The 14,992-nt window shown below is 65.0% G+C and carries 17 protein-coding genes; 6 read left to right on the forward strand and 11 right to left on the reverse strand.

The window, feature by feature from the left end; genetic code table 11:
• Window positions 1-91: 91 nt before the first annotated feature.
• On the reverse strand, window positions 92-982 hold the full coding sequence (locus tag BLT86_RS25030; RefSeq protein ID WP_017678096.1) for a LysR substrate-binding domain-containing protein: 891 nt from the start codon (window positions 980-982) through the stop codon (window positions 92-94).
• A gap of 96 nt (window positions 983-1,078) precedes the next feature.
• Between BLT86_RS25030 and BLT86_RS25035 the strand changes: the two genes are divergently transcribed.
• On the forward strand, window positions 1,079-1,648 hold the full coding sequence (locus tag BLT86_RS25035; protein WP_017678095.1) for a lipocalin-like domain-containing protein: 570 nt from the start codon (window positions 1,079-1,081) through the stop codon (window positions 1,646-1,648).
• Window positions 1,649-1,675: 27 nt separating this feature from the next.
• Here BLT86_RS25035 and BLT86_RS25040 read toward each other — a convergent pair whose 3' ends face one another.
• The 5 genes from BLT86_RS25040 to BLT86_RS25060 form a co-directional block, all read right to left on the reverse strand.
• Complete coding sequence (locus BLT86_RS25040; RefSeq protein ID WP_017678094.1) at window positions 1,676-1,903, reverse strand: DUF2790 domain-containing protein; 228 nt, start codon at window positions 1,901-1,903, stop codon at window positions 1,676-1,678.
• A gap of 86 nt (window positions 1,904-1,989) precedes the next feature.
• Window positions 1,990-2,172, reverse strand: a complete 183-nt coding sequence (locus BLT86_RS25045) for a hypothetical protein (protein WP_017678093.1) — start codon at window positions 2,170-2,172, stop codon at window positions 1,990-1,992.
• Window positions 2,173-2,262: 90 nt separating this feature from the next.
• Window positions 2,263-3,219 carry a LysR family transcriptional regulator gene (locus tag BLT86_RS25050; protein ID WP_017678092.1) on the reverse strand — a complete coding sequence of 319 codons (957 nt, stop codon included), beginning with the start codon at window positions 3,217-3,219 and terminating at the stop codon, window positions 2,263-2,265.
• A 193-nt stretch (window positions 3,220-3,412) separates the two neighbouring features.
• A complete protein-coding gene (locus tag BLT86_RS25055) occupies window positions 3,413-4,015 on the reverse strand; it encodes a LysE/ArgO family amino acid transporter (protein WP_017678091.1) in 603 nt (200 codons plus the stop codon).
• Window positions 4,015-4,428, reverse strand: coding sequence for an ACT domain-containing protein (locus tag BLT86_RS25060; RefSeq protein WP_017678090.1), 414 nt, complete (start codon window positions 4,426-4,428; stop codon window positions 4,015-4,017). The genes BLT86_RS25055 and BLT86_RS25060 overlap by 1 nt, the downstream gene beginning before the upstream one ends.
• A 94-nt stretch (window positions 4,429-4,522) precedes the next feature.
• On the opposite strand from BLT86_RS25060, the gene BLT86_RS25065 reads away from it, so the two are divergent.
• Both BLT86_RS25065 and BLT86_RS25070 read left to right on the forward strand, forming a co-directional pair.
• The gene (locus BLT86_RS25065) at window positions 4,523-5,425 is read left to right on the forward strand and encodes a LysR family transcriptional regulator ArgP (protein WP_017678089.1); all 903 of its coding nucleotides are present in this window, start codon (window positions 4,523-4,525) and stop codon (window positions 5,423-5,425) included.
• Between the two features lie 122 nt (window positions 5,426-5,547).
• The gene (locus BLT86_RS25070) at window positions 5,548-6,546 is read left to right on the forward strand and encodes an NAD-dependent epimerase/dehydratase family protein (protein ID WP_026088689.1); all 999 of its coding nucleotides are present in this window, start codon (window positions 5,548-5,550) and stop codon (window positions 6,544-6,546) included.
• Here the strand turns inward: BLT86_RS25070 and BLT86_RS25075 are convergent.
• A complete protein-coding gene (locus BLT86_RS25075) occupies window positions 6,537-6,824 on the reverse strand; it encodes a hypothetical protein (protein ID WP_017678087.1) in 288 nt (95 codons plus the stop codon). The genes BLT86_RS25070 and BLT86_RS25075 overlap by 10 nt on opposite strands.
• Window positions 6,825-7,175: 351 nt before the next feature.
• Between BLT86_RS25075 and BLT86_RS25080 the strand changes: the two genes are divergently transcribed.
• Window positions 7,176-8,024 (forward strand): hypothetical protein, encoded by an 849-nt coding sequence (locus BLT86_RS25080; RefSeq protein ID WP_017678086.1) that lies wholly within the window; start codon window positions 7,176-7,178, stop codon window positions 8,022-8,024.
• Between the two features lie 112 nt (window positions 8,025-8,136).
• On the opposite strand, the gene BLT86_RS25085 is transcribed toward BLT86_RS25080, so the two are convergent.
• Window positions 8,137-9,186: an alkene reductase gene (locus BLT86_RS25085; protein ID WP_017678085.1), complete on the reverse strand. Its 1,050-nt coding sequence runs from the start codon at window positions 9,184-9,186 to the stop codon at window positions 8,137-8,139.
• A 27-nt stretch (window positions 9,187-9,213) separates the two neighbouring features.
• A complete protein-coding gene (locus tag BLT86_RS25090) occupies window positions 9,214-9,510 on the reverse strand; it encodes an ArsR/SmtB family transcription factor (protein WP_169886839.1) in 297 nt (98 codons plus the stop codon).
• 126 nt (window positions 9,511-9,636) lie between these two features.
• On the opposite strand from BLT86_RS25090, the gene BLT86_RS25095 reads away from it, so the two are divergent.
• Window positions 9,637-10,221, forward strand: a complete 585-nt coding sequence (locus BLT86_RS25095; protein WP_017678083.1) for an acyl carrier protein phosphodiesterase — start codon at window positions 9,637-9,639, stop codon at window positions 10,219-10,221.
• Window positions 10,222-10,404: 183 nt separating this feature from the next.
• Here the strand turns inward: BLT86_RS25095 and BLT86_RS25100 are convergent, their stop codons facing one another.
• A complete protein-coding gene (locus BLT86_RS25100) occupies window positions 10,405-13,122 on the reverse strand; it encodes a cation-transporting P-type ATPase (protein ID WP_017678082.1) in 2,718 nt (905 codons plus the stop codon).
• A 175-nt stretch (window positions 13,123-13,297) separates the two neighbouring features.
• On the opposite strand from BLT86_RS25100, the gene BLT86_RS25105 reads away from it, so the two are divergent.
• Window positions 13,298-14,146 (forward strand): universal stress protein, encoded by an 849-nt coding sequence (locus tag BLT86_RS25105; protein ID WP_092380205.1) that lies wholly within the window; start codon window positions 13,298-13,300, stop codon window positions 14,144-14,146.
• Window positions 14,147-14,152: 6 nt separating this feature from the next.
• On the opposite strand, the gene BLT86_RS25110 is transcribed toward BLT86_RS25105, so the two are convergent.
• A complete protein-coding gene (locus BLT86_RS25110; RefSeq protein WP_017678080.1) occupies window positions 14,153-14,929 on the reverse strand; it encodes a lysophospholipid acyltransferase family protein in 777 nt (258 codons plus the stop codon).
• Between the last annotated feature and the right edge of the window lie 63 nt (window positions 14,930-14,992).

Genomic DNA, 14,992 nt, shown 5'->3' on the forward strand with positions numbered 1-14,992 from the left:
AGGCAGTTGAAGAACGCAGGCGGCGACTGCCTGCATGCAGGCGCTAGGGCGACGCGTGAGGCCAAGGCCGAGGTGATTTTTCAACAGCCTGCTAGGCCCGTTCGCGGAGGATGGCAATGAAGGCCTGCAGCGGCGCCGGAACGTGGCGATAGCTGGAGTAGTAGAGACACAGGCCCGGGAAAGGCGGCGTCCAGTCCTCCAGCAGCAAGATCAGCTTGCCTGCCTCCAGTGCCTTGCGAGCAAAAGCCTGTGGAACGTAGGCGATACCCAGCCCGCGACAGGCAGCCTCGACCAGCAAGTCGTTGTCATCCAGGCTCAATGTGCCCGGTACATCGAGCGCCAGGTGCTGCGTGCCCCGTTCGAACTCCCAGCGATAACGCTTGCCGCTGGGCATGCGTTGGCGGATGCAGCGATGGCATCGTAGCTCGTCAGGTGTGTCAGGACGCCCGAAGGTGGCGATATACGCCGGTGAGGCGACGGTGACGAAGCGTACGTCACCGCCGAAGGGTACCGCCACCATGTCCTTGGGGACCGACTCGGCCAGGCGCACGCCGGCGTCGAAACCCTCGGCGACGATATCCACCAGCCTGCCCTCGCTGACCAGGTCGAGCTCCACGTGGGGATGGCGTTGCAGGAAAATCGGTATCACCTGCTCGAGCAACCAGCGCGCGCCGCCCTTGCTGGCATTGATGCGCAGGGTCCCGGCGAGTTCCTCGGGCCCATGGCTGACCGCATCCAGTGCGTCGTCCAGCTCCTGAAGCAGAGGCGTCAGGCGCTGCAGCAACTGTTCCCCGGCCTCCGTCACGGCCACGCTGCGGGTGGTGCGGTGCAGCAGGCGAACCCCCAGGCGCTGTTCGAGCCCCTTGATTGCATGACTGAGAGAGGAGCGCGATACCCCGAGGGAATCGGCGGCCTTCTGGAAGCTGCGCTGCTGAGCGACCTGAATGAAGGCCTTGAGATCGGGGAGGCTGGCGTTGCTCATTGGTGAGTTTTCTTCACGAGGGCGTTCGTATTGGTGGGGCTTATCATAGCTCGACCCGGCTCATACCATCGGTTTCACCCTTTAAGGAGATTACCGATGAAGATCGAGCAGAGCACCCGAGCCTCCCTGTGGATTGATCTGGCTGACAGGGGCTGGTCCTTTTCGCGGCCAACACTGATGGCCGGTTTGCTGGCACTGGCCCTGAGCGCCACGGCCAGCGGGAGCGAATCCGACGCGCGTGCGATCAACCAGGTGGCAGGCACCTGGCGTATGGTTTCCGCCACCCTGGAAGCAGATGGCAGGATCGAGCGTCCGTACGGTGACAACCCGCAAGGCATGCTGGTATTCACGCCTGACATGCATTTCGTCGAAGTGCTGACCAACGGCGATACACCGCGTTTTGCATCCGATGCGCGCGGCGGGGGTAGTGACGAAGAAAATCGCCGTGCCATGGCGTCGAGCATCGGCTTCTTTGGCACCTACAGCGTCGACGAGCAGGGGCGTTTTGCCGGTAACCGGGTCGAGGGCGCCACCTTTCCCAACTGGGTCGGTGGCGTCAGGACGACGAAGGAGTTGCAGCTGAGGGTCGAGGGGGATCGGATGTACGAGACCTTCACGCGGCCAGACGGTGGACGCTTCAGCGCCGAGTTCGTGCGGTCCAGGTAGAGCCAGGATGTGTGGCCTTTGCGGTGCTCAGTAGCGGCAGTCTTCGCCGGTACGTTGGTAGATCAGCGTGTGCTGTTCACCTTTGGAATCCAGGTAGACCATGCGGGCTTCACCCGCTTCGCAGCCTTGCGGCAGGGTCTGGCTGATGACCTTGGCAATGTCCAGGTGCATGCCGTAGTGGTAGTGCTCGGGCGTTTCGGCATGTGCCAGGGTGGCGGCGCAGCCGAAAGCGAGCAGGCAGACGATACGTTTCATGGTGGCCTCGATGCAGGAAAAAGGGCCGTTTCAGCGGCCCGAGGGACGCCGGTCAGGAGCGCGGCCGGCGCCAGGTAAGCTCTGGTTCAACCGTGCTGATCGCTGTTCTGTGTGCTCGCGGTTTGCGCCTGCTGGGTGGCTGTGGCGTGCGGCTGTTGCTGGTGGGCCTGTTGATGAGCGACGAAGGCCGCCGACTCTTCGGCGAAGCAGGCCTGAGTGGCCAGCAGAGTGGAAAGGGACAGGACAGTGGCAGTGAGAAGGTTCTTCATTGGGGCGATCCTCTTGGGATTCTTCGTGGGTTCGAAGTCATCCTAGTGAGGCATCGAGGTGCGAAAAAGCGCGTTCCGGGTGAATGACCATTACCTATAGCGCAACAATCCTGCAGGCGTCGCCCAGTATTGCGCGTCGTCCAGTACCGCTTCGTCAGCGCGCAGCAGCGGCGGCAGTTCGGCCTTGAGAAACTCCACCCAGGTGCGGGTCTTGGCATCGAGAAAGCGTCGTGACGGATACATCGCATAGATGTTCAGGGCGCGCAGCCGGTGCTGCGGCAGGATGCGCAGCAGGCGTCCTTCACGCAGCGGCTGGCTGGCGACGAACGAAGGCAGCAGACAGAAACCCATGCCGGCCTGGGCCGCCTTGACCAGGGCTTCAGCGACGTTGACCTGAAAGCACTCGGCCGGCAGCGCCTCCAGTTGCTCGTCGCCGAAATCCCATTGGCCACGGTACAGCGGGTCGGTCAGGCGCAGGTAGCGGTGCTGCTGCAGATCGCTCGGCTGCTGCGGGATGCCATGCTGGGCCAGGTAGCTGGGGGCGGCGCAGAGTACGCTGTAGACCGGACCCAGGCGTTGCGCCACCAGTTGCGAGTCCGGCAGGTCGCGGGCGAAGGCGACGGTCACGTCGTGGCCGTCTTCGAGCAGATCAGGGGTGCGTTGCGCCAGGGTGAGCTCTACCACCACCTGTGGATAACGCTCGGCGTAGCGGGCGATCAATGGCGTCAGGTGCTGCAGGCCGAGGCCGGTCATGGTGTGCACGCGCAAGCGACCGCTGGGGGTGTGGTGGGCGCCGCGCGCTTCGGCGTCGGCTTCGTCGATCTGGCCAAGAATCTGCCGGCAGCGCTCCAGATAGCGCTCGCCGGTTTCGGTCAGCGCCAGGCGCCGCGTGGTGCGCTGCAGCAGGCGTGCCTCGAGATGTTGCTCCAGCTCGGTGATCAGTCGCGATACCTGCGCGGTGGACAGATCCAGCGCCTGGGCCGCAGCGGTGAAGCTGCCGCGCTCGACCACTTGAACGAACACGCGCATCGCATGCAGGGTATCCATTGTTGCTCCTGGCGTAAGGGCATCTCTAACAACTACCTGCGTTGCCATCGCGGCGTTAAAAACAGGCTCAAAATGCTCATTTACAACTCGTAAACTGCGCTTTTTCGCCTGTTTTTGCCTTGCGCTGGCTGCCTCGCTTACGTTGCTAGAGGCGCCCGTAATAGGCCAGACGCATTATGCGCGACTGCAAACCTTACAACGCACCCAGAATCAACTGCGCCGCCACCGCGAACATCATCGCCGCCACGCCCAGATCGATCAGGCGCCAGGTCAACGGCTTTGCCAACCAGGGCGCCAGCCAGGCCGCGCCGAGCGCCAGAGCGCTGAACCAGAGAAAGGACGCGCTGGCCGCGCCAGCGGCATAGGCGCCGGGTTCAGGTTGCTGGGCACCGAGCGAGCCGATCAGCAGCACGGTATCCAGATAGACGTGCGGGTTGAGCAGGGTGACCGCCAGCGCTGCGAGCAGCACCGCGCGCAATGAGCGCGGTTCGCTACCGGCCGCCTGCAGCGATTGCGGGCGCGCAGCGCGCAGCAGCGCCTGGCTGCCGTACCAGATCAGGAAGGCGGCGCCGCCCCAGCGAGCGATGGCCAGCAAGGTCGGACTCTGTGCCAGCAGGGTGGCCAGGCCGAACACGCCAGCGGCCACCAGCAGGGCATCGCAGACGATGCACAGGGCTGCCACTGGCAAATGATGTTCGCGGCGCAGGCTCTGCGCCAGGACGAAGGCGTTCTGCGCACCGATGGCCATGATCAGACCGATGGCCACCAGCAGGCCATTGCTGTAGCTCTGCCACATCATGCCGGCTCCGGCAGGGATGCCGCCGACAGGGCGCGCAGGGTGGAGAGCGCCCGTTCGGCTCGTTCGCTGGGCACGAAGATATGGTCGTGATGAAAGCCGGCGACCACGTTGCAACTGATGCCGGCCTGCGCCAGGGCGGCGGAAAAGGAAGCAGTAAGACCCACGGCCGCCAGCGACGAATGCACCTCAAGGGTGATCCAGGCGGCGACGTAGTCGTAGCTCAGGCCATGGGCATCGGCGATTTCGCGCGTCAGCACCAGGCTCAGACCTTCAGGCTCGTGCATGCTGGCGAGCGGCTGCAGGGTGCTGCAGTCATGCTCGGCTGGGACACAGCAGAACACGTACTGACCGGGATTGAGCTGCGGCGTCATGCTCTGCAGCAGGCGTGCGAGGTTGGTTTCGCCAGACATGGCGGGCTCCTGATTGGGTTGAATGCTGGCGAGTCTGCTGTGTGTGGATGTATAAGAGAAACCAATATTGCTGATCACTCATTAGGAAAATCGATTGTTCGATTACAAACTTCTCGCCGCTCTGGCCGCGGTGGTGGAGCAGGCCGGCTTCGAGCGTGCGGCGCAGGTGCTGGGGCTGTCGCAGTCGGCGGTGTCGCAACGCATCAAGTTGCTCGAAGCGCGGGTCGGCCAGCCGGTGCTGGTGCGCGCGACGCCGCCAGCGCCTACCGAAATCGGTCGGCGCCTGCTCAACCACGTGCAGCAGGTGCGCCTGCTCGAGCGCGACCTGCAAGGCCAGGTGCCGGGGCTGGATGAACAGGCCTTGCCCGAGCGCCTGCGCATCGCCATCAACGCCGACAGCCTGGCGACCTGGTGGGCGGCGGCGACCGCCGAATTCTGTGCCGCTCAGCAGGTGTTGATGGAGTTGGTGGTGGAGGATCAGGAGGTCGGTCTCAAGCGCATGCGCGCGGGCGAGGTGGCCGGTTGCGTGTGTGCTGCCGAGCGCCCGGTGGCGGGTGCGCGCAGTCTGGCGCTGGGGGCGATGCGCTATCGCGCGCTGGCCAGCCCGGCCTTCATCGCCCGGCATTTTGCCGCTGGCGTCAGCGCTGACGCGCTGGTGCGTGCGCCGGCCATCGTTTATGGCCCGGATGATCAGTTGCAGCATCGTTACCTGGCGGGCTTCGGTGTCACTGGTGCTTTTGCCTATCACCTGTGCCCCTCGTCCGAAGGCTTCGTGCGTCTCGCTGAAGGCGGTTTGGGCTGGGGCCTGGTGCCGGAACTGCAGGTGCGCGAGGAACTGGCCAGCGGCAGGCTGGTGGATCTGCTGCCCGAGCGTTTCATCGATGTGCCGTTGTACTGGCACCATTGGCGCAATGGCGGCGAATTGCTCAGCGAGCTGACCGAATGCCTGCGTCGCGCAGCCGGCGGCGCGCTGGTGCAGGTGCAACCCGGTCCGTAGGGTGCGCCCTGCCAGGCGAGTACGGCCTGGCGGGTCGGTATTCTGGCCGTTACCGACAGGGCAGCGGGGGACGAGCGCTGCTAGAGTGCGGCAACTACAAGAATCAATGGTAGGGGATGGCGATGAAGATTCTGGTCACCGGCGCGAGTGGCTTCATCGGGGGGCGCTTCGCTCGTTTCGCGCTCGAACAGGGCCTGGACGTGCGGGTCAACGGCCGTCGTGCCGAGGGCGTGCAGCATCTGATCAAGCGCGGCGCCGAGTTCGTCCAGGGCGATCTGGGGGATGCCGAGCTGGCCCAGGCGCTGTGCCGGGATGTCGAGGCCGTGGTGCACTGCGCAGGTGCGGTGGGCGTGTGGGGCGACTATGCGCATTTTCATCAGGCCAACGTCACGGTCACCGAGAATGTCGTCGATGCCTGTCTCAAACAGAAGGTGCGGCGCCTGGTGCATCTGTCCTCACCGTCGATCTATTTCGATGGCAAGTCCCATGTCGATATTCGCGAGGAGCAGGTGCCCAGGCGCTTCTCCGATCACTACGGCAAGACCAAGTACCTGGCCGAGCAGCAGGTGTTCGCCGCGCAGGAGTTCGGCCTGGAGGTAATCGCTCTGCGTCCGCGCTTCGTCACCGGCGCGGGTGATACCAGCATCTTCCCGCGCTTGATCGGCATGCAGCGCAAGGGTCGCCTGGCGATCATCGGCAATGGTCTGAACAAGGTCGACTTCACCAACGTGCACAATCTCAATGACGCCTTGCTCAGCTCGCTGCAGGTGGACGGGGCGGCGCTCGGCCAGGTGTACAACATCAGCAACGGCGCGCCGGTGCCGCTGTGGGACGTGGTCAATTACGTCTTGCGTCGCCTCGAGCTGCCCCCGGTGACGCGGCATGTGCCGTTCCCGCTGGCTTACGCCGCGGCGACGCTCAACGAAGGCGTGTGTCGGGTGCTGCCGGGGCGGCCCGAGCCGAGTCTGTTTCGTCTTGGCGTGGCGGTGATGGCCAGGGATTTCTCTCTGAACATCGACCGTGCCCGCGAGTACCTTGGTTACGAACCCCGGGCCAGTCTGTGGGATGCACTGGATGAATTCTGCACCTGGTGGCAGGCGCAGATGGGACCTCAGGCGTAGATGCGTTGGCCGCGATAGATACGTACCGAGCCGCTTGGCGCGCCGACCGGTATCTCGACGGCGGCCAGTGGGGTGGCCGATGCGCGCTGCGGTTGATCGGACAGTTCGGCCAGGCGCTGGCCGAGGCGGCGGGTTTCTTCATCGTCGGATTTCAGGCTGCCATCGAGCATGGCGCCGACCGCGTTGGGCTGGCTCAGGCGAATGTCCACGTCCTGCTCTTCGCGTAGACGGCGACGCAGCGCTTTCATGCAGTCCAGTACTTCTTTGTTCAGTTCCATTGCCACTTCCCCCGATTGGTTGAAGGGTCACGGGTTCAGGCCTTCCTCACCATCCGTAACCGCGCCAGCCGTAATCCTTCGGCTGGGACACATCTTCGTGCTTTGCAGAACTTTCAGGCCGCCTGCTGGCTTGTGAGCGACGCGCTATCGGCTCGTTCACGACGGGAGAAAAAAGCAAAGTGCGTACCAGTTCATGTTTTGCGGAACTGCTGGGCTGCAGGCGAGTCGATGGCCCTGTCGCGCCCTTCGTCGGTGCGCCGCGCACCTGCTTGGCGCGACGCTGATGGTGTAATGGCGAATCGGTATACTGCGCGGCATTTCCGTTCATTCGTTCCAACCATAGGTCCGACCATGCGTAACGACGCCAACGACGAACTCGACAATCTGCCCAGCCTGACTCCGGAGCGCCGTGAGGATTTCGCCGAGCCGCGTGAGGAGCCCGCTGCGCGCAGCAGCCGTGTCACCAGCAGCAAGGCTGCAGTGGCCAAGGGCGCCAGTACCGGTCCGCTGTGGGCGCTGGTTGGCGCGCTGAGTTTCGCCCTGGCCGGCCTGGGCTGGTGGAGCCTGCAGCAGATCGGCCTGATGGAGCAGCGCCTGGTGGCGACCCAGGAAAGCTTCGCGCGCATCAGCGAGGAGGCGGCCGGACGAATTCAGGATATTTCCGGCAAGGTGGTGGCCACCGAGTCCAACGTCACCAGCGGCAGCGAGGCACTCAAGCTGCAGGTCAAGCAGCTGGAAAATCGCCTGGCCGAGCTGGGCAAGCAGCAACAGCAGAGCGCCACGGCGCAAGCAGCGCTGGACAAGCGTATCGAGCAGTTGGGTGCGGAGCTCAAGAGTGGCATCGGCGCCAGCGCCGACTTCGACAAGCGTCTGCAGGCGCTCTCCACCGAGCAGGCAGCGCTGAAATCTGCCCAGGCGGACGTCAAGGCGACCCAGGCCGAACTGGCCAAGCTCGATACCCGCATCAAGACCCTCGGTGGCGATATTGATGCGCTGAAGAAGCAGGGCAATCCGGCGCAATCGATCCGTAGCCTGGAGCAGGATCTGCTGGTGCTGCGCAGCGAGCTGGACAACCGCCCGGCCGCCAGTGCCGGGCCGAATACCGCCGAGTTCGATGCCTTCCGCGCGCAGATGACGCGCAACATCAATACCCTGCAGAGCCAGGTGGTGAATCTGCAGCAGCAGATCAATCAGCGCTGAGTGCCACCATCTCGATAAACGAACGCCCCGCAATGCGGGGCGTTCGTTTATTGGTCGCGGCTAAAGCCCCTCCCGCAGGATATCGCTTGCGGGAGGTGCATTAGCTGCGATCTTACAGACGCGGATAGTCGATATAGCCGACCGGGCCGGAGCCGTAGAAGGTTTCCGGGTGCGGCTCGTTCAGCGCGGCGTCCTGTTCCAGGCGCTGCGGCAGGTCCGGGTTGGCGATGAAGGGGATGCCGAAGGCCACGGCATCAGCCTTGCCTTCGGCCAGCCAGGCGTTGGCCTGATCCTTGGTGAAACGTTCGTTGGCGATGAATACGCCGCCGAACTCCTTCTTCAGTTGCGGCGTCAGGCTGTCGTCGTCGGCTTTTTCGCGAGCGCAGATGAAGGCGATGCCGCGTTTGCCCAGCTCGCGAGCGACGTAGCCGAAGGTTTCGCCTCGGTTGGCGTCACCCATGTCGTGCGAATCGGCACGCGGTGCCAGGTGTACGCCGACGCGGCCGGCGCCCCATACCGAGATGGCTGCATCGGTCACTTCCAGCAGCAGACGCGCGCGGTTCTCGATGCTGCCGCCGTAGCGGTCGGTGCGCTGGTTGGTGCTGCTCTGCAGGAACTGGTCGAGCAGGTAACCGTTGGCGCCGTGGATTTCCACGCCATCGAAACCGGCAGCCATGGCGTTTTCGGCGCCCTGACGATAAGCCTCGACGATATCGGCGATCTCTTCGGTTTCCAGCGCGCGCGGGGTAACGAAGTCCTTGATCGGGCGTACCAGGCTGACGTGGCCGGCCGGCTGGATCGCGCTGGGAGCGACCGGCAGTTCGCCGTTCAGGTAGATGGGGTCGGAGATGCGGCCGACGTGCCACAGCTGCAGGACGATCTTGCCGCCGTTGGCGTGTACCGCCTGGGTGATGTTGCTCCAGCCGCGAATCTGCGCATCCGACCAGATGCCGGGGGTGTTCGGGTAGCCCACGCCCATCGGCGTGACGGCAGTGGCTTCGCTGATGATCAGGCCGGCCGAGGCGCGCTGCACGTAGTACTCGGCCATCAGCGCGTTGGGCACGCGGCCTTCGTCGGCGCGGCAGCGGGTCAGCGGCGCCATGATGATGCGGTTGTTCAGTTGCAGATCACCGATCTGGATGGGGTCGAACAGTGTGGGCATGGTGGTTTCTCCGAGGGAAAGGTCAAATCAGAGTTGCTGGCCGAGGCGCTCGACGAAAGCCTGGATCAGCTCGTCGTTGCGCTTGAAGAAGTGCCACTGGCCGACCTTGCGACTGGTCACCAGACCGGCGCGTTGCAGGGTGGTCAGATGGGCGGAAACGGTGGATTGCGACAGCCCGGTGCGCAGGAAGATCTTGCCGGCGCACACGCCGATCTCCAGCGGATGATCCTGTTCGGCGAAGTTGAGCTCGGGCTCCTTCAGCCAGTCGAGGATGTCGCGGCGCACTGGGTGGGCGAGGGCCTTGATGATGGTGTCGATGTCCATGGCGGTGTCGGTGTGTATCGTCATGGGGCGAACCTTATATCGTCTCCGAGCGATATACAGATTGATTGTTCCAATAGTCTCCATCAACGGCTTCGATTGTTCTGCTCACGGCGGTAAGCTCGCGGGATGAACTATCTGGCCCATCTCCATCTTGGTGGCGACGCACCACCGCAGTTGCTTGGCAGCCTCTACGGCGATTTCGTCAAAGGCCCGTTGAGCGGGCGCTGGCCGGCACAAATCGAGGCGGCCATTCGTCTGCACCGGCGCATCGATGCCTTCACCGACAGCCACCCACTGCAAGCCTGCGCGCGTGCCCGCTTTCCCGCCGCGCGGCGACGCACGGCCGGCATGCTGCTGGACCTGTTCTTCGACCATTGCCTGGCCCGCGATTGGGCCGAGTATGCGGCGCAGCCGCTGGACCATTTCACCCGCGAGGTGTACCGGGTGCTGGCCGCCGAGGCCGAGCTGCCAGGGCGCCTGGCACTGATGGCACCGCGCATGGCCGCGCAGGACTGGCTCGGCAGCTACCGCGAGTTCGCGGTGCTGGAGCAGGTGATCGCCGGCATGCAGCGACGGCTGTCGCGGCCGCAGTTGCTCGACGGCAGCCTGGCGGAGTTGGAGCGGCTGTACGAGCCGCTCAGTGAGGACTTCAGTGCCTTCTACCCCGAACTGATGGCCTTCGCCGAGGCCGAACTGAACGCATCGAGGTAGCGGCGGTGCGCGCAGCGCACCCTACATGTGAACCGAGTCTGGACCGTAGGGTGCGCCGTGCGCACCAGGGCTTTCGCCGCTGCGACGTTCGCTGCCAAAGCGCCTACCACCAGGTTTCGCGTCGGGCGCTGTGGGAGGGGCGTCAGCCGCGGCGACCATCACTGCAATCTCTCCTTCAGCGGCTCAGGTCGCCTGAGCATGCAGGCCAAAGCGCCGCACCACCCATTTCTCCAGCTCCGCCACGGCGAACAGCGCCAGGCCTGCCAGCAGTACACGCAGCCATTCCTCTGGGCTCAGGCCGACCGAGCCGAATACCCCCTGCAGCGGCGGTGCATAGGTGAACAACAGCTGCAGCACCAGGCAGATGGCGATGGTCACCAGCACCGCGCGGTTGCCCAGCAGGGCGTCGCGGTTGAGCACCGAGCCGAAGATGCTGCGGCTGTTGAACAGGTAGAAGATTTCGCACATCACTATGGCATTCACTGCGATGGTGCGGGCGCTTTCCAGGCTGTTGCCAAGCTTCAGCTCCCAGAGGAACAGGCCGATGCCCGCGCCGGCAATCAGCAGCGAAACCATTACCACGCGCCAGACGAAGAAGCCGGATAGCAGGGGCTCGTTCGGCGCGCGTGGGGCGCGCTGCATCAAACCGCGTTCGCTGGGTTCGAAGGCCAGCGCCAGGCCCAGGGTGCTGGAGGTGACCATGTTGATCCACAGCACCTGCGCCGGCGTCAGTGGCAGCACCACCTGGAACAGAATGGCGAAGATCACGATCAGCGACTGGCCGCCATTGGTCGGTAGAGAAAACAGGATGAATTTCTTCAGGTTGTCGTAGATCGCCCGACCCTCGCGCACGGCCCCGGCGATGGTGGCGAAGTTGTCGTCGGCCAGCACTACTTCGGCTGCTTCCTTGGCCGCTTCGGTGCCCTTGTTGCCCATCGCCACGCCGACGTCGGCGCGCTTCAGGGCCGGTGCGTCGTTGACGCCATCGCCGGTCATGGCCACGACCTCGCCGCTGTCCTGCATGGCCTGCACCAGGCGCAGTTTGTGCTCGGGGCTGGCGCGGGCGAATACCTCGACGCCGGGCAACACCTCGCGCAGGCGGCGGTCATCGAGCAGTTCCAGCTCGGCGCCGGTCATCGCCGGCAGGCCGACGCCGATGCCTAGTTGCGCACCGATGGCGCGGGCCGTCTCGGCATGGTCGCCAGTGATCATCTTTACCCGGATACCGGCGCGCTGGCATTCGGCGACAGCGGCGATGGCCTCCTCGCGTGGCGGGTCGATGATGCCGACCAGAGCGAGCAGAGTCAGCCCATCTTCTACGTCGTCGAAGCTCAGGTTGCGTTGCTCGGTCGGTGCCGTTTTGCTGGCCAGGGCCAGCAGGCGCAGGCCACGGGCAGCCAGATCGGTGGCCTGGCGTCGCCAGTAGTCGGCATCCAGAGCCGTGTTAGCGCCGTCGGCGCTGCGCTGGCTGGCGCACATTTCCAGCACGCGCTCGGGGGCGCCCTTGAGGTAGACCAGGCCATGGCCTGCGTGGTCATGGTGCAGGGTGGCCATGAAACGGTGTTCGGACTCGAACGGAATCGCGTCACTGCGGGGCAGTTGTGTGTGCAGCGACTGGATATCGAGACCGCTTTTCAGCGCCAGGGTCAGCAGCGCGCCTTCGGTCGGGTCGCCATGCAGTTGCCAGTGGCCGGCGGCGTCCTGTTGCAGGCGGGCGTCGTTGCACAGCTGTGCGGCACGGGCGATCTCCAGCAGTTCGGTGTCGGGCTCAAGCAGCTTGCCGTCCTGGTGGAAGGCGCCTTCCGGGGCATAGCCGACGCCGCTGATATCGAGGATGCGGCTGGCGCTGACCACGCGTTGTACGGTCATTTCGTTGCGGGTCAGGGTGCCGGTCTTGTCCGAGCAGATCACCGTCACCGAGCCCAGGGTTTCCACTGCCGGCAGGCTGCGGACGATGGCATTGTGGCCGGCCATGCGCTGCACGCCGAGGGCGAGGATCACCGTCATGATCGCCGGCAGACCCTCGGGGATGGCCGAGGCGGTCAGCGCCACCACCATCATGAACATCTCCCCCGGATTCTGGCTGTGCCAGAGGATGCCAAGGATGAAGGTGGCCAAGGCTAGGATCAGGATGATCACCGCCAGCCAGCGGCTGAACTGTTCGATCTGTCGCAGCAGCGGCGTGGACAACGCCTGTACCTGCTGCAGCATCGCGCCGATTCGGCCGAGCTCGGTGTCGGCGCCGCTGGCCACCACCACACCGCTGGCCTGGCCGCTACTGACCAGCGTGCCCGAATAAGCCATGCAGCGGCGGTCGCCGAGTGCGGCGTCGGCGTTGCAGTGCGCCACGGATTTTTCCACCGGTACCGATTCGCCGGTCAGCGCCGCTTCTTCCACCAGCAGGTTCTTCACGCTGATCAGGCGCAGGTCGGCTGGCACCTTGTCGCCGGATACCAGCAGCACGATGTCGCCGGGCACCAGGCGCTCGGCATCGATTTCATGGCGTTCACCGCCACGCAGCACCATGGCGTGGGGCGAGAGCATGCTGCGGATGGCGTCCAGCGCGTTCTCCGCCTTGCCTTCCTGGATGAAGCCGATGATCACGTTGATCAGCACGGCGGCAAGGATCACCGAGGTATCGACCCAATGGCCGAGCAGGGCGGTGATCAGGGCGGCGACCAGCATCATGTAGAGCAGCACGTTGTGGAACTGATAGAGCAGGCGCAGCAGCGGTCCACGGCGTTGCGGCGGCGGCAGGCGGTTGGCGCCGTGGCGTTGCAGGCGCAGTTCGGCTTCGTCCTGGCTGAGACCGCTGGCGCTGCTGTGCTGGGCATCGAGCGCTTGTTGTGCAGTCAAACCGTGCCAGGTGTGGTCACTATGTTGTGAGGGGGCATTGCCCATGCGGCGCGTCTCCTTGTTTGGGCCGGGCTGCGCTTGTTGGCCGCCATCCGGCGGGCAGTGAGCAGTCCTGATTACCCTAGTCCGCTTTACCGCGTCGGGCCTGACCTGCATCAAGGAGTACGGAGTCGAGAGGCGCTTGAATGTAACGCGGTGTTAAACCCATGGAGGAAACGAGATGATCAAGATTCTGGTAGCGACCGACCTGTCCGAGCGTTCGGCGCATGCGGTGCAGCGCGCCGTGCAACTGATCCGCCGTCAGGGTGGCGGTGAGTGGAGTCTTCTGCATGTGATCGATGACGATGCGCCGGCCGCGCACGTGCAGCGTCAGGTGCAACAAGCCGAGACGCTCTTGCAGGCGCAGGCTGAACGCCTGGGCGAGCAGGCCGGCAGCGTTCCGCGGGTGATCGTGGGCACTGGCGAGGCCGCGGCGGTGATCGTCGAGAGCGCGCAGGGCATGGGCGCCGATCTACTGCTGGTGGGCGCGCATCGCAAGTCGGCGCTGCGCGACTTCTTCGTCGGCACCACGCTCGAACGCGTGGTGCGCAGCAGCCATCTGCCGGTGCTGCGGGTCAATGGCCCGGTGACCCACGAGTATCGTCATGCGCTGCTGGCGATGGACCTGTCGCGTACGTCGCAACAGGCTCTGAACCGGGCGCGTGAGCTGGGCCTGGCGAGCCTGGACAACCTGCATGTGGCCAGTGCGGTCGAGCCGGTGGCGGCGGGCGCGATGATGGAAGCCGGCATCAGCGCCGAGGTGCTGGAGAACCAGCGCGAGCTGCTGCGTCAGCAACTGGTGGAGCGCCTCGATGCAGTCGGTGCGAAGCTGGGTCACGAGCGTTTGCTGGTACAGATTGGCTCACCGGAAGGGGTGATTGGCGAGGCCTTGCGCCACTCCGGCGCGGACCTGCTGGTTCTGGGCACCCACGCCCGTGAAGGCGTTTCGCGCCTCTTCCTCGGCAGCGTGGCCAGCCAGCTGCTGGCGTCGGTCGACAGCGACGCCTTGATCGTACCGCCGGCTGACTGAGTGCGCTCAGGCCGCCTCGGCCTGCTCCTGCTCGGCTGTGTTCAGCAGCAGGGCGCTGGCGATGATGGCCTGGCTGTGCCGGGCCAGTTCGTTGCGGCTGCGTGATTCGCTGGGAATCGGCGCGAGCAGGCGGATCTCCACTTCACAGGCTGAGCTCGAGAGCAGGCGCAGCAGGTGCGAGAGCATGTCGTCGTCGCCGATGAAGGGTGCCACGGGGCAGGGCTGGCCGTCGCGCAGATAGCGGATGGCGACGGGTTGTACGGCCACGCCGCTGTCGATGGCGCTGCTCAGCAGGCGGCCGTGGAAAGTGCGTAGCGCGAGGCCGTCGGTGGTAGTGCCTTCGGGAAATATCAGCAGGTGATGACCCTGCTGCAGATGGCGGGTGAGCTGCTGGCCGACCTGGCTGCTGTCGCCCGCACCGCGGCGGATGAACTGCGTGCCGGCCTTGTGTGCCAGCCAGCCGGCGACCGGCCAGTCGCGCACCTCTGCCTTGGACAGGAAGGACAGCGGCTGCAGGGCGCCCAACAGCGGAATGTCGGTCCATGACACATGGTTGCTGACCCACAGCATCGGCTGCGTCGGCAGCTCGCCCTCGACCCGTACGCGAAATGGCAGGGCGCCGCCCAGGCGTGCCAGGAACCAGCGCGTCAGACGCTGGCGCAGCGGCATCAGATCGTGCCGAACTACCCGCTCGACCAGGCTGACGATGCCGGCCAGCAAGGTACCGAAGGCGATTACCAGGGCCAGATGAAAGAGGCGCAGGGACAGACGCAGTTTGGCCATCGCGGCCTCCGCTCGTGAATGAGTGCCGACATTATCCATGGCTCGAACCGCTTGGCGATGCCT

The organism is Pseudomonas sihuiensis (assembly GCF_900106015.1).
Classification (GTDB): domain Bacteria; phylum Pseudomonadota; class Gammaproteobacteria; order Pseudomonadales; family Pseudomonadaceae; genus Aquipseudomonas; species Aquipseudomonas sihuiensis.

Coding starts and splice junctions, on each gene's coding strand:
- BLT86_RS25035 (WP_017678095.1), top strand. CDS start 1,079: ATGAAGATCGAGCAGAGCACCCGAGCCTCCCTGTGGATTGATCTGGCT.
- BLT86_RS25060 (WP_017678090.1), bottom strand. CDS start 4,428: ATGTCTGGCGAAACCAACCTCGCACGCCTGCTGCAGAGCATGACGCCG.
- BLT86_RS25105 (WP_092380205.1), top strand. CDS start 13,298: ATGATCAAGATTCTGGTAGCGACCGACCTGTCCGAGCGTTCGGCGCAT.
- BLT86_RS25095 (WP_017678083.1), top strand. CDS start 9,637: ATGAACTATCTGGCCCATCTCCATCTTGGTGGCGACGCACCACCGCAG.
- BLT86_RS25050 (WP_017678092.1), bottom strand. CDS start 3,219: ATGGATACCCTGCATGCGATGCGCGTGTTCGTTCAAGTGGTCGAGCGC.
- BLT86_RS25045 (WP_017678093.1), bottom strand. CDS start 2,172: ATGAAGAACCTTCTCACTGCCACTGTCCTGTCCCTTTCCACTCTGCTG.
- BLT86_RS25110 (WP_017678080.1), bottom strand. CDS start 14,929: ATGGCCAAACTGCGTCTGTCCCTGCGCCTCTTTCATCTGGCCCTGGTA.
- BLT86_RS25055 (WP_017678091.1), bottom strand. CDS start 4,015: ATGTGGCAGAGCTACAGCAATGGCCTGCTGGTGGCCATCGGTCTGATC.
- BLT86_RS25080 (WP_017678086.1), top strand. CDS start 7,176: ATGCGTAACGACGCCAACGACGAACTCGACAATCTGCCCAGCCTGACT.
- BLT86_RS25040 (WP_017678094.1), bottom strand. CDS start 1,903: ATGAAACGTATCGTCTGCCTGCTCGCTTTCGGCTGCGCCGCCACCCTG.
- BLT86_RS25070 (WP_026088689.1), top strand. CDS start 5,548: ATGAAGATTCTGGTCACCGGCGCGAGTGGCTTCATCGGGGGGCGCTTC.
- BLT86_RS25090 (WP_169886839.1), bottom strand. CDS start 9,510: ATGGACATCGACACCATCATCAAGGCCCTCGCCCACCCAGTGCGCCGC.
- BLT86_RS25085 (WP_017678085.1), bottom strand. CDS start 9,186: ATGCCCACACTGTTCGACCCCATCCAGATCGGTGATCTGCAACTGAAC.
- BLT86_RS25075 (WP_017678087.1), bottom strand. CDS start 6,824: ATGGAACTGAACAAAGAAGTACTGGACTGCATGAAAGCGCTGCGTCGC.
- BLT86_RS25100 (WP_017678082.1), bottom strand. CDS start 13,122: ATGGGCAATGCCCCCTCACAACATAGTGACCACACCTGGCACGGTTTG.
- BLT86_RS25030 (WP_017678096.1), bottom strand. CDS start 982: ATGAGCAACGCCAGCCTCCCCGATCTCAAGGCCTTCATTCAGGTCGCT.